Consider the following 14,037-nt stretch of genomic DNA (forward strand, 5'->3'; position numbering starts at 1 on the left):
ATCGGCGAACCGACCAAGCTGGATTTGACGGCGAGCAAAACGGACATCCTTTGCAACGGCGGCACCTCGACGGTAACCTTGACGGCGACCGGCGGAACAGGGGCGTACCTATACAGCAGGGACGGTACGGCCTTCCAAGCCTCGAATATCTTCGACAACCTAGCTGCGGGCGATTACACCTTCACGGTAAGGGACGGGAACGGCTGCAGCTATTCGATGCCTACGCAGGTAAACATCGGCGAACCGACCAAGCTGGATTTGACGGCGAGCAAAACGGACATCCTTTGCAACGGCGGCACCTCCACGGTAACCTTGACGGCGACCGGCGGAACGGGTACGTACCGATACAGCAGGGACGGTACGGCCTTCCAGGCCTCGAACATTTTCGACAACCTATCGGCTGGCGGTTACACCTTCACGGTAAGGGACGCGAACGGCTGCAGCTATTCGACACCTACGCAGCTCAGCATAACGGAGCCCGTAAAGCTGGATTTGACGGCGAGCAAAACGGACATCCTGTGCAACGGCGGCACCTCCACGGTAACCTTGACGGCGACCGGCGGAACGGGTACGTACGGATATAGCAAGGACGGTACGGCCTTCCAGTCCTCGAACATCTTCGATAACCTATCGGCTGGCGATTACACCTTCACGGTAAAGGATGCGAACGGCTGCAGCTATTCGACACCTACGCAGGTAAACATCGGCGAACCGGCCAAACTGGAGATATCAGAAACTCATGAAAATATTAAATGCTATGGAAGCGAAACGGGTTTTATTAATATCAGCGTAAGTGGAGGGAAGCCACCATACACTTATTTGTGGAATAGCGGGATAAAAACACAAAGTTTATCAAATTTAAAAAGTGGTGATTACTCTGTTTTGGTTACCGATGCCAACGGATGCTCTGTTTCTAAATTGATTAAGATTACTCAACCAAACGCTCCGATATCCATTTCTGAAACGCATCAAAATAATATATGTTTCGGAGAGAAAAACGGAAAGATAAACGTTATTGTTTTAGGAGGAACACCACCTTATCAATATCAATGGAATAACGGAGCGAAAACTCCTAATTTGAGCAATCTTGGTTCTGGGACTTATCAGTTAACTGTAACCGATAAAAATAATTGTAGCCAATTAATATCAGTAGATATTACCCCTCTAAAACTATTTGCGGTTAAAGAGCAAATTGAACAAATAAAATGTTTTGGAGAGAACTCTGGTAAGATAAATCTTGTATTAGATGGTGGTGTGGCACCTTATCAGATAAAATGGGCAAACGGAAAAACGGGCAACACTTTAGATAATTTGACTGTTGGAACGTATTCTTATGTAGCTAAGGATAATTATGGATGTACCATTGCAGGTGCAGTTAAAATCACTCAACCTCAACCCTTATCTGCTAAAACAACTGTAAAAAATACAACTTGCAAATACTCACCAGATGGGGCAATTTTAATTGAAGTAGATGGTGGTACTAAACCTTATCGATTTATATGGAACGGACAAGATAGGGACAAAAATAGCACCTTGTTAAACATAACCGCTGGTAAATATACTATTGATATTATTGATGCGAATAATTGCTCATTAAAGGTGTTTGCCGAAGTTATGCCTGGCAATTGCTCTCCAAATGCAGCCAATGATAATTACATTACCAAAGAAGACACGCCAATCATTATCGAAACACCAGGAATTATAGTTAACGATTCTGATCCTGACGATGACCCAATTAAAGTGGATTTAACTTCTGCTAAAGACCCTGATATGCAGAATGGTGCCATTGATAGAAAACAATCTAACTTTAGAACAAAAAACGGTTATGTTACATTAAATGATGATGGTGCTTTTATTTACTCGCCAAACCAGAACTTTTATGGAAAAGAAAATTTTGTATATAAAGTTACCGATGGTAGTTTAAACTCTAATTTGGCGGTTGTAACCATTGTTGTTGAGGCCGTAAATGACCCGCCAAAAGCAATTGACGATACCTACCTTACAAAAGAGGATATTCCGGTAAACGGTACTGTTGCGCCAAACGATAGCGATCCAGATAATGATAAGCTGACTTTTACTTTGGTAAATCCGCCGATCAACGGGAATTTAACCTTTAATGCAGATGGCTCTTTTAATTATATCCCAGAACCTAATTTTAACGGTACGGTAACTTTTAACTATCAGGTTTGCGATCCCCAAGGTTTATGTGATGCTGCAATGGCAACGATTACGATCACTCCAGTAAACGACCCACCAATTGCATTAGACGATAAATTTTATCTGGAAAGAAACGGACAAATTTCACAAACGGTAATTAAAAACGATAGTGACCCAGACGGGGATGTTTTAAACTTTACGGCAATTACGCAACCTAAAAATGGCACACTAACTTTTAATGCCGATGGTACCTTTGTATATAAACCCAACCAAGGATTTAAAGGGATAGATACTTTTGATTACAGAGCTTGCGATCCTTTAGGTTTATGTGATGATGCAACGGTAACCTTAATTGTACAACCTATGGTTACGGTAAGTTTGATTCCACCGTCTGGGACAATAAAAGAAGGAGAAAATATAGAAGTTACAGCGGTTTTAACCGAATCTTTAATTGAGGATGTGAATATCTACTTAAGCTTTGATGGTTCTGCAACCTTAAATTCTGATTATAAGCTTACCGGCGATTATGTGACCATAAATATTCCGGCTGGTAAAACGGTTACCACACAAAAATTTAAGGTAAACGCTTTGTTAGATGATATTAGAGACGATAATGAGACGGTAAACGCTTCCATTTCTAAAACAGACCAACCTAGTTTTGTTATTATTGGTAATGGGTCTATCATCACGATAAAGGATGTTTATCCAGAAAGCAAGCCATTGGGGCCAGAAGAAAACCCAAATATCAATCCCGATCCATTGGTTTCACCAAACGGCGATGGCAAAGGGAACGAAAGTTTTGTTATTTACAATATCAGTAAATATCCAAATAACGAAGTAATCATTTTTAATAGATGGGGAAATGAAGTTTACCGTACCAAGGGATACGATAATAAGGGAAATTCTTTTAGGGGTGTTGCCAACGTGGGTATTTTAACAAATTCTAATAAAGAATTGGTTGATGGGGTTTACTACTATATTATTTATACAGACGATAATAATAAGCGAAAACTGAATAAAGGATATTTGATTTTGAAAAGATAGTTTTTAGGTTTAATTACAGCCTAATTTTAGGATAAATAATTGGGCGTTTTAACACGCCTGCCTTAACAGGCGGGCTATCCACTATAGTTTTTTATTTGTTTTCCTTCTAGGCCGCTCAGGATGACAAATAAAAAAGCTGCCGTTCCTATCGTTAACACAAAAAAACCTCTCTATTTCAAGTATTTAAGGTATTTAGCTCTCTGCCTTTAATTCACAAAACTCGTCTATATCAAAATAAACGGTTTCCCCGCATTTAAGATTTAAAAATTGATAGTCGTGGGATAATAAAAGCTTACCTTCTGTAACCAATTCTACTTCTTGGTAAGCACCGCTAAAATGAATGGATTTAACCGTAGCCTCTGCAACACCTTGATAAGGGTTTAATTTTATTTGATGCGGATAAACCCCATACATCACATTTTGTTGGGGTAAAAAACTCAAATTTTTGAGCAAATTAGCCCGCCCCAAGATCTTGGCAACATAGCTAAACTGTGGGTCTAAATATAAATCTTGTGGTTTACCTTGCCTAATTATTTTGCCGTCCTTTACGATCAATAACTGATCAGATAAGGCCAAACCATCCGTTGGGTCATGCGAAACCATGATGATGGTTATTTTTAAGAACTTTGATAAGCGCTCGATATCATCACGTAATTGTTTTTTAAGAACGCTATCGATCTGGCTAAATGGTTCATCTAATAATAAAACCTTTGGTTCTGTAATTACGGCCTTTGCAATGGCAACCCTTTGTTGCTCCCCCCCGCTTAACTCAACAATTTTTTTCTCGGCTAAATGATCGATCCGTAAAAATTCCATGGTTTGCAGCGTCAACTGGCTTTTTGCTTGCAAATCTGTATTGGATAGTTGCGAGGCAATATTATCAAAAACCTTGGCATAAAGATTTAAGGTAAGCTCTTGTGTTACCATTTTCATCTCATCATGCCCGGGGATCAATTTTTCCGTTGGTCCTTTAATTTTCTCGCCATTATAAAGTACTTCTCCCTTTTGGGGGATTAGGTAACCGTAAATAAGTTTGAGTAAAGTGGTTTTTCCGCTGCCGCTTTCGCCGATAATGGTTACAATCTCACCGGTATCGATACTTAAATCAATACCCGAAACCCCAGAAGGAATATCCTCTTGGAAATTTCTGCTCACATTTTTTAATTGTAACAAAGGCATTCTCTAATTTTTATCGGGGCGTAAAGATAAAAAAAATTAATAACGCAAAATTAATAAAAGGGGAAACCAAAAAAGTTTGCCATTTCGTTAACCAAGCGGCCAATCAGAAACTCATTAGCATAATTTCTTGCCAGTTAAGCTACTTTATCGATGAGATTTTTGGGCCATCCTTTAGCGGATTGCCTAAGAGAAAGCCTGTTTTTTTATAGACGATCATTTTTATTGCACCAAAGCCATGGTATTAATTTTTTGCCAATATAAATTTTAAAGAATTAGCGTTCTTTGTACGATAATTGATATTGTTGAATGATGAAAAGAATAACCTCCTTTTTTTGGTTTTGCTCTGGCGCACATATAGATACCTTACTAAAAAACCCAACAGAGCATAATAAATATGTGGGCATTGGTGCCACTATATTTTTTACTGCTTTATTTGCTTGCTTATCTGGTGGTTACGCTATGTATTTTGTTTTCTCGGGAAACCCTGCAGCAGTAGTTTTTGCTATCTTATTTGGTTTGATATGGGGTTTGGCCATTTTTAATATGGATAGATATATAGTGGCTAGTATTAAAAAAACAGGTTCAACAAATCATCAAATTATGCAGGCGATGCCAAGGATTTTATTGGCCATCATGATAGGTATCATCATCTCCCGCCCTTTAGAATTAAAGATTTTTGATAAAGAGATTAGGCAGAAGTTAAAAACAAGTTATTTAAACGGGCAACGTTCTAAAATTGATACTTTAAACAAAGCATTTAACAATAAATATAGTTTAGAACTGGCTAAATATAGCGAGCTAAGAGACGAGAAAGACTCTTTAGAAAAAGATATAAACCGATCTAGATATATTTTGAACCAAGAAGTTTTTGGCGATAAAACAAACCAAACCAGCGGTATTATGGGTTTTGGAACTTATGCAAAGCAAAAAGAAACCGTTGTTAACCAAAAGGTAGATAGGCTAAGCCAAGTAAGGGCCGATCTAGACCGGATGGATAAACTAATAACCACCCGAAAAGAAATTGAAGGTTTAAATAGCACCAAACTTTTTAGCGAACCGCAACTAGATAGCCTATCTAACGTAGCCGGTTTTGCCGATAGAAATTATGCCTTAGGGCAACTTTCTTTTAACCCAGATGGATCTAGGGATTTGGATACCTATTTAGCGATTTCTTTTATATCTTTTTTGTTTATACTATTAGAATGTTTACCTGTTTTTGTAAAATTGATGAGCGATAAAGGACCTTATGATATTGCGCTCCAAAACGTAGAAGCTGTTTCTATTTATAAGAGCGAAAAAGATAAAGACCATAGATTTGTAGTTATAGATGGCATTTTGGATACTAAGAATAAGGAGATAACCAATAAAAAGAAAATTTTATTAAAGCGTAAAATTGATAAAGACTTAGAAGAAGACGAATAAAAAAAGGCAAGCCGCTATGTATAAACTGCTTACCTCTTAACTAAACCTAAACTATTTTTGTATTAAAATCTTTTTTAAAGATTATACCCCAAATTTAAAAGATGAATATTAAGGGAACATTAAATCCTCATGAACAAATTCATTATTTACATTCCCAAACGGCATCCAAAAACCAGTTTTTATCGTCAAAAAAATGTTTTACGGGCTTAAAGCCTGCTTGAGAGGCCATTTCATCGGTTTCTTTAACGCTGTATTTTTGTGAGATTTCCATTAAAATGGGCTCGTTTTCTTCAAAGTCTATAAAATCTGCCTCACCAATTCTTACGGTCTGCTTTTTTAAGCTGATCAGATAGCTTTTACAAGAACCGGTTATGGGATCGTAAGATGGGTAATGTTCAAAATCTTCGATGTTAAAATCAGCCTCCAACTCATTGTTTATCCTTCGCAACAAATTAAGGTTAAACTTTTTGGTATAACCCTTTGCATCGTTATATGCCGCCCTTATTACCCTTGGGTGCTTTTTTAAATCAATGCCTACCAATATCAAATCTGTTTTGCTTAAGCTTTTTCTTAGGGTTTTGGCAAAATCAAAAGCATCTGCAACTGGCATGTTGCCAATATTAGAACCCAAAAAAAGCACCACTTTTCTTTTATCAGAAAACTGACGGGTTTTTTCTAACATCTCAAAATATTCGCCATTAAAGCCGCACACCTTTAAACCTTTAATTTCCTTAGGCAAATTCTCTTCTAAATGTTTAATGGTATTGGTAGAAATATCAATAGGGAAATAATCAAAATCTACTTTATCTGCCACCAATTGCTTTAGCAAATAAGAAGATTTTGTGGCATCACCAGCACCCAGTTCTACCAAATCGAAACTATCAAAACCATTCTTTAATGTTTTGGCAAGTTGTGCAGTTTGGTTTTTAAATATCTCCATCTCACAATCTGTGGGGTAATATTCATCGCTAGCCATAATCTGCTGAAATAGTCTATCGCCTATTTCATCATAAAAATATTTAGAATGAAGATGTTTGGGCTGGGCATTTAAGCCGTCTAAAACTTCTTGTAAAAACTTATTCATAGGTGTTATTTTACTAGGCGTAATCCATTATAATGCCATCTTAATGAAGGATGGAAAAAATTTCTGTAGGTAATTCTATCGTGGTTTGGAGAGGTAGCAACAGAAGCGCCCCTTAATACTTTTTGGCTGATCATAAATTTACCATTATACTCCCCAATTGCCCCTGCGGCCTTAGAAAAGCCCGGATATGGTAAATAAGCACTTTCTGTCCATTCCCAAAGTTTGCCCCAATTTAGCTGCTTGGCGGCAATTTCCCATTCAAATTCTGTAGGCAATCTGCTACCTTTCCAAGATGCAAACGCAGCAGCTTCATAAAAACTGATATGGCTAACCGCATCATCTAATTTTAAAGGTTTTAATCCTCCCGCAAGGTCATATCTTAGCCACTCCTCGTTAACAAAATGCCAATATAATGGGGCAGTAATTTTATTGCTGTTTACCCAATCCCAAGCTTCGGCATGCCAATGCTTAAAATCCCGATAGCCACTATCATTAATAAATTCCAAATATTCTGCATTACTAACCAAAGCGGTAGCAATCTCAAAACCTTGTAGATAAACTTTGTGTTTACCTAGTTCATTATCAAAACAAAATTCATTTCCATCATAACCGATCTCATAGATCCCTGCTTCAATTTTTAGCCAATTTTGCAGATCAACTTTTAAATCATGCTCTATATGTTCCTCGGCGTAAGCCGGAAATAACGGGTTATGGCCCAAAATATATTTGATATCATAACGCAACAATTCTTGGTGTTGCTGCTCATGGTTTAAACCCAAAACCAACAATTCCTCCACTTCAGCAGATGGCTCTCGGCATAAAAAACTCTCCATCGCCTCATCAACATGTGCCCTGTATTTATAAACATCGGCAACCGTGGGGCGGCTTAAGTTCCCCCTATCTGTTCTAATAACCCTTGCGCCAACAGTTTCATAATAACTATTGAAAACATAATTGTAGTTAGGATCAAACTCTTGGTATGCCGTAAAATTTGGTTTTAGTACAAAAGTTTCAAAAAACCAAGTGCTATGCCCCAAATGCCACTTGGGCGGGCTAACATCTACAACTGGTTGCACCACATAATCTTCAATTTGTAGCGGTTCGCAAATTTTTTCGGTGTGTTTCCTAACTTTTAAATACTGGGTTAAAAGAGACATTTATGGTTTTTGCAAATTTTAACAAAAACAATGCCTTTTAGTTCTTTAAGAAATAAAATATGGGCGTTTCCCCAAAGAAAAATTGGGGTCGGTGTTTTGCGTACTCCGCTTCGCTACGGTTTTTTATTGCCCATGGCAAATAAAAGAACAAGCTTTTTCAAAGCTTTACTCCAACCACCTAACGCAAAATCTTTTAAACGTACGATCCTTGTTCTGTTCTTAGGTAGGGATAACGCTCGGGCTATCCCAAATTTTCTGAATAATATAGGCTTATTATACGAGTATAGCCCAAGTGCTATCCCTAACCGTTTAAGAATCTAATATGAGAATTTTGGTTAATCGATAGCTTAGAGCTATTTCTGTATCAAGCAAACGGCATAGGCAACTACGCCTTCTTCTCTTCCAATAAAACCCATGGTTTCGTTGGTGGTTGCTTTTATAGAAATATCATCAACATCAATACCCATTGCTCTTGAAATTTGCAGCTTCATTTTTGGTACATGTGGGTTTATTTTGGGCGCTTCTAAACAAAGCATGGCATCTACGTTATTGATAGCATAGCCTTTTTCTGAAATCATTTTCACGCACTCGGTTAATAGAATAAGGCTGCTAATTCCTTTCCAACGTTCATCCGTGTTTTTAAAATGATGTCCAATATCCCTCAAGTTTGCGGCCCCTAACAAGGCATCACAGATTGCATGCGCCAAAACATCGGCATCAGAATGCCCAAAAGCACCTTTGTGGTGGTCTAATAAAACGCCGCCCAAAACAAAAGGATGGCCTTCTTTTAACTGATGTACATCAAACCCAAAACCCACTTTAATTTTCATCGTCCGGGTGTTGAAGCTGCCCCTGCAAAGTTAAATAGTAAAGAGAAACGGAGCGTGTTTGCCAATGGCGATTGCTGTTGGTTAGCTAAAAGATAAGAGAAGTTTAAATCTACCACGTTATATTTTAAGCCTAAACCCAAAGATAAATACTGGCGGTTTCCTTTATTTGGGTTCTCATAAAAATAACCAGCCCTAATGGCAAATTGTTGGTTGTACCAATATTCTAAACCGGTTGCAATGCTTACTTCTTGTAGTTCTTCAGAAAAACCACCTGGGGCATCACTAAAAGAGCCAAAAATACCAGCAGGTACAGAACGGTTTGGGTCTTTCCCTGCAATTATTTTTCCGTTAGGATCATTGTTTTCCCTTATTGGAGGTGTAGGAACCAATAATTTATTAAAGTCTAGGGCAAAAGTAAAATCGTTAAAATCATCTGCATGGATGGTTGCGGCACCACCTAGGCGCATATTTGTTGGTAAAAAATATTTTGGGCCGCCATCTGTGTAACTCATCTTCGTACCGATATTAGAAATATCCAAACCGGCAGAAACCGTGGCGCTTTTGCCAAAAAGTTGGTTGTTTTTAGTATAATAACCAGAAATATCTGCCGCTAAAGCAGTACCGGGCTTGGTTTGTTGATCAGAAAAAGTTGCTCCACCAGAAAGATTGGAATAGATAAACCTTAATGCCGTACCTAAAGAGAAATTCTCTCCAAAACTTCTTGCAAAAGTACCATCAACAGCTAATTCATTGGGGTTAAAATCTCCTTGTTTTACTTGGTTAACATCTACAAATTGGATGTTTCCTAAAGAAAAATAGCGTAAAGAACCACCAATGGTGTTTCTATCATCTAATTTATAATAACCGTTTAAATAAGCCAGGTTAATATCAGGAACCAATTTTTGTAACCATGGGCTGTAAGAAAGGCCAAAGCCATAAGGATCTTTCATAAAGGCCAATTTTGCAGGGTTCCAATGCGTAGCGTTAACATCTGGGCTTAGCGCAACACCAACATCGCCCATCGCACCAGACCTTGCATCTGGTGTTATCAATAAAAAAGGGACAGCCGTTGTGATCGTATTTCCCTGTCTTCCATCTGTTGTGGTTTGCGTTTGCGCAAAAGTTGCGTAACCAGTAAAAGATAGTGTTATAAATAGAAAGTAGATTTTAGATTTCATGCAGTAAAAATAATTTTTTTTATGTGAATTTAATTTTTTTTAAAGTAAAACGAGCTTCTCTATTTTTTTTACGGTTTGGCCAGATAATGTAGAACGTACTTTTAGCTCATAAACGTATATACCCCTCGCTAATTTTTCGCCAAAATCGTCTTTACCGTCCCAAAATATATTATTAACCCTGTTACCAATAGAGTTTACCGATTGGTTTATGGTTTTAACCAACTTACCAGAAACCGTTCTGATGTTAACTTGAACCTCTAGATCTTCATTAGGGTGGTTATGCTCAAACTGAAAACTTGTTTTTGTTGTAAAAGGGTTGGGATAATTTAAAACATGGAATAAGGCCAGCTTTTCTGATGTTTTAACCTCAAAATTGATGGTTTGTTCTGATGAATTGTTAAAAACATCCCAAGCTTTAATTTTTAAGGTATATAAGCCCGGTTCTAGATTATTTAGATTATAGGTTATGGTACCTTCTTGGTAAGAATCTAGCTTGGCTTGGTAAAATTGGTTTAAGATAATGTTCTGGTCGTTTTTTGTTGAGGTGCTTAATGTTGCAACAATATCATGGCCTATGCCAATACCTGTGGTGTTTATGCCGCTTTGGTCGCTTAAATTTACCAGTAAAACCGGGTTGTTGTTTGTTGTGCCACCAGAAACAAAGTTTTCATCATTTAGGTAGGTATTTATGATTGGGCCAATTTTATCGTTTTGGCTATCCAAGGCAGAGCCTCCCACCAATAAATTAACATCAGAACCATTTGCATCTGTAAAGTTGTTGGCCGCATAAAAACTGGCTTTACCTTTGCCAACTTGCAAATTAATATCCTTCGGTACAATAAAATCTAAACTAAAATTACCGTTGGTTACGCTAGCTTTGCCCTTATAAATAACATTCTTCTGGGTTTGAAAAGAGGCTGCATAACTCCCGTTTTGTTGCGGATCTTGCCCCAAAGTAGTAACCGTTGATGGCTTATCAAAAATAGTTGGATAAACGAATCCATTAAACGAATTTAATTTGTTGCCCTGATAATCTGTTAAATAACCTTTTAAATTAATTTTTTTCCCTGCTTTTAAAGTATCCGTTAAAGCATTCATTATCACTTTATTTGTTGGGAAGGGGAACATTGCAGTTGGATCGCCCAGCAGGGTAAAGTTTCTAGAATTGATATTTAAACCGCCCACATTATTGTTTTTTGCAGCTTTGAAAACCTCGCCAAAAGTAATTTTCTTGTTTTGGTTTGCAGCATCAAACAAAGACCTCAAAAAACTTTGGTTCAAATCAAAGTTGTAAGAAGAAAAAACAATTCTGGTGGTACTAAAAATAGAGGGGACACCATTGTCTTTTTCTATCAAAGTTAATTCGCCTGCCGATACCATTTCAGGATCATCCCACCTACTAAAAGAACAGGTAGCCGTAAATATGATAGGAAGGTTATTTGGGTTTTGCCAAGCTTTTATATCATCTAAAGTCAATACTTTTTCTGCCGCCCAACCTGTTTCGCCACCATGCCCGGTATAGTTGATCAATAAGGCACCTTTATTAACTTTTTGGTTGATGGCATCTTCTACTTCGGGATAGCGACTGCCGCCCGCTAGATTTTGCTGCTGATAAGCATCGAAGTAAATCTTATCGATATTGATATTGTTGTTTTTTGATTGTATCAAAGAGGCGTTGGCTTCTGCTTGGTTTAAATGGAGGTTATTGTCTTCATCATCAGCAACTATGGCTACTTGGTTCCTCCAATCGCCAAAACTATTTATATTGGCATAGTTGATCAATTTATCTACCACATTTTTTGCTTCCTCGGCAGATTTTACGGGTATCCTGCCAACGGCAATATCCAAAAGCCCGGGATTGTTCACGTAATCTTCTGGGAATGCGCCTTCATCATCATCCAAAAGGGCAAAATAATCATCAGAGGTATAACTTTGCGTGGGCGATAATGAGTTTTCTGACTGATAGGTGACCACGAAATTATTCTCTTTAAACTGGATCATTTTATTATCGAACGAACCTTTCCCGAAAAGCAATAAATACTTTGGCGATAAATTTAGATTTCCACCAGCCCTATCGTAAAACATCTTCACAAAATCCCTAATGGCGGTTGCATCTCTTTTACCCGATGAAAACTCGTTATAAATCTGCTCTGGGCTAACTATCAAATAACTGATGTTCTGTGTAGATTTCCTAAAATCGGCCAGTCTTTTGGCCTCATTAAAAAATTGAGCGGGGCTAATGATCAATAAATCGGCGAAAGCCAAACCATGTAAGTTTTGATTGGCAACCCTGCCTATAAACTTTGCTTCTTTAAATGCCGATGAATTAAACGCGACGAACTCTTTTAAAACGTTGGTGTTGGCTATGAAACTTGCGTTATTTGCTGAACCGGTATAATTGGATTTAATGGGGTTTAATGGATTTGAGACATCCCAAACCCTTAGATCTATACCTGTGTTTTTGATGTTAAATTGAGTGAGGTTTCCGTTCCCAACGCTTTGTAAATCTCTAAAATTTAGATAATTGTTATTCAAACTCAGTTCTCTCCTGCAATTTAATTCTAAATAATCTAACCAAGCATTACTGGCAGAATTAGGTTTATTATAAGTGATGGATATTTTTGCTGTGTTCCCGTTGATGCTATTTAAAGAACTTATTTTGCTTGCTGGTATCGCAAAATCAGTCTCGAAGGTTAGCGGTAAAGCACTTGCCGATAGATTATATAAGTTTTGACCGTTTAAGCTTACCATTGCAGAAGAGCCCACGTTAGAACGAATAACCATATTGGTTTTCAAGAATACAGGGGTGTTATTTATCAGTCCGTTTACATCAAAATTAAAGGTTTGTGTAGGGGTAAACTCAAAGTTTTCGCCATACCAATTTCTTCCCGATTTTAGGGTAGATGTAATTAAGGTATAAAGGTCTTTTTCATAAAGTTGATGATCATTATAGCTGTTGCTCACATAATTTTGGGAACCATTGGTAATGGAGGTGTTTATCCTTTTACCCATTCCCAGATCAACATTAATGTAATAGTAAGAGCTGTCTGTATAAACATTATTTTGATGTTCAAAATATTGCCCCGCATTGTTAAGTGTCCATTTTGTGTTTCCGTTGGCATAAAAAAGAACGTAATCTGTATTGTCGAATTTATTATCATCCTCACCAACCACCTCAATGGCATTTTCCGCTAAATCGTCTGTTCTTATTGCCGAGTTTGGTTGGGGCAACATTTCGCCGCCATTGCCATATATCCTTATATTTTTAGGGTTTAAGTTGGCAACATCTATACCTACGCTTTTAATAAAATTATAATCCAATTTATAAATACCTTGATCTTTAACCGCAATTTTATACCAATTGCCATTGGCCAAAACAGAATTGTTTTTGTAAGTTTTTATGGTTTTGGCAGCTATTGAAGTTAGGTTTAAAGGGTTAATATCTAAACTATAGGCCTCAATTTTTTTAATTCCATCTGTTGTTTTTATAAGGGGTAAAAAATTAACCAACAAAAAATATTGGTTATTTTCTCTAACAGTATGATAATCAAGTTGGATATCTCCCTTAATTTTTAAAACATTCTTATCTGTTTGGGGGATAAAAGCGTTTGAAAAAGAATTTATTTTAATGTTTACCGAATTATTTTTTGCGCCAACGGGTAATTTCAAATACACGGTAGGCAAATCTCCAAACCTTTCGGGATTATATCTTGGAAAATCTGTTTTTAGAGCATTAGGACGCAAAGATTGCTTTAAAATAGTATCAGATGGCCAGGTAATATTTCTCATCTCGCCCAAATTTTGAGCAGAAACAGGTCCCAAAAAAACCAAAAAAACCAAAGAAACAGCTACAATTATAAATACCTTATATACAATGCCTTTCAAAATAAAATAAATATTTATATTTAACGTAACTATTGGGTGTTAAAAATCGTTTTAATAACCTAAACATTAAAGATATTGATAAAAGCACAATTTATATTAAT

The 14,037-nt window shown here is 37.2% G+C and carries 8 protein-coding genes; 2 read left to right on the forward strand and 6 right to left on the reverse strand.

Annotated elements, in window-relative coordinates; translation table 11 throughout:
- Window positions 1–3,201: Ig-like domain-containing protein (locus I5M32_RS12165; protein ID WP_200586723.1), on the forward strand; the 3,201-nt coding region annotated here is incomplete at its 5' end.
- 192 nt (window positions 3,202–3,393) lie between these two features.
- Here the strand turns inward: I5M32_RS12165 and I5M32_RS12170 are convergent.
- Window positions 3,394–4,380 (reverse strand): ABC transporter ATP-binding protein, encoded by a 987-nt coding sequence (locus tag I5M32_RS12170; RefSeq protein WP_200586724.1) that lies wholly within the window; start codon window positions 4,378–4,380, stop codon window positions 3,394–3,396.
- A 309-nt stretch (window positions 4,381–4,689) separates the two neighbouring features.
- On the opposite strand from I5M32_RS12170, the gene I5M32_RS12175 reads away from it, so the two are divergent.
- Complete coding sequence (locus I5M32_RS12175; protein WP_200586921.1) at window positions 4,690–5,802, forward strand: DUF4407 domain-containing protein; 1,113 nt, start codon at window positions 4,690–4,692, stop codon at window positions 5,800–5,802.
- A 142-nt stretch (window positions 5,803–5,944) separates the two neighbouring features.
- Here the strand turns inward: I5M32_RS12175 and I5M32_RS12180 are convergent, their stop codons facing one another.
- The 5 genes from I5M32_RS12180 to porU form a co-directional block, all read right to left on the reverse strand.
- Window positions 5,945–6,886 (reverse strand): L-histidine N(alpha)-methyltransferase, encoded by a 942-nt coding sequence (locus I5M32_RS12180; protein WP_200586725.1) that lies wholly within the window; start codon window positions 6,884–6,886, stop codon window positions 5,945–5,947.
- A 5-nt stretch (window positions 6,887–6,891) separates the two neighbouring features.
- Complete coding sequence (gene egtB / locus I5M32_RS12185) at window positions 6,892–8,043, reverse strand: ergothioneine biosynthesis protein EgtB (RefSeq protein ID WP_200586726.1); 1,152 nt, start codon at window positions 8,041–8,043, stop codon at window positions 6,892–6,894.
- Between the two features lie 353 nt (window positions 8,044–8,396).
- Window positions 8,397–8,873: a 2-C-methyl-D-erythritol 2,4-cyclodiphosphate synthase gene (gene ispF, locus I5M32_RS12190; RefSeq protein WP_200586727.1), complete on the reverse strand. Its 477-nt coding sequence runs from the start codon at window positions 8,871–8,873 to the stop codon at window positions 8,397–8,399.
- The gene (gene porV / locus I5M32_RS12195; RefSeq protein WP_200586728.1) at window positions 8,870–10,051 is read right to left on the reverse strand and encodes a type IX secretion system outer membrane channel protein PorV; all 1,182 of its coding nucleotides are present in this window, start codon (window positions 10,049–10,051) and stop codon (window positions 8,870–8,872) included. Before porV ends, ispF begins: the two co-directional genes overlap by 4 nt.
- Window positions 10,052–10,090: 39 nt before the next feature.
- The gene (gene porU, locus I5M32_RS12200) at window positions 10,091–13,936 is read right to left on the reverse strand and encodes a type IX secretion system sortase PorU (protein ID WP_200586733.1); all 3,846 of its coding nucleotides are present in this window, start codon (window positions 13,934–13,936) and stop codon (window positions 10,091–10,093) included.
- Window positions 13,937–14,037 lie beyond the last annotated feature (101 nt).

It is taken from the genome of Pedobacter segetis, from assembly GCF_016623585.1.
Taxonomy (GTDB): Bacteria; Bacteroidota; Bacteroidia; order Sphingobacteriales; family Sphingobacteriaceae; genus Pseudopedobacter; species Pseudopedobacter segetis.

Bases quoted from the DNA above. Each gene is read 5' to 3' on its own strand.
- I5M32_RS12170 (WP_200586724.1), bottom strand. From the start codon at position 4,380: ATGCCTTTGTTACAATTAAAAAATGTGAGCAGAAATTTCCAAGAGGAT.
- I5M32_RS12175 (WP_200586921.1), top strand. From the start codon at position 4,690: ATGAAAAGAATAACCTCCTTTTTTTGGTTTTGCTCTGGCGCACATATA.
- I5M32_RS12180 (WP_200586725.1), bottom strand. From the start codon at position 6,886: ATGAATAAGTTTTTACAAGAAGTTTTAGACGGCTTAAATGCCCAGCCC.
- egtB (WP_200586726.1), bottom strand. From the start codon at position 8,043: ATGTCTCTTTTAACCCAGTATTTAAAAGTTAGGAAACACACCGAAAAA.
- ispF (WP_200586727.1), bottom strand. From the start codon at position 8,873: ATGAAAATTAAAGTGGGTTTTGGGTTTGATGTACATCAGTTAAAAGAA.
- porV (WP_200586728.1), bottom strand. From the start codon at position 10,051: ATGAAATCTAAAATCTACTTTCTATTTATAACACTATCTTTTACTGGT.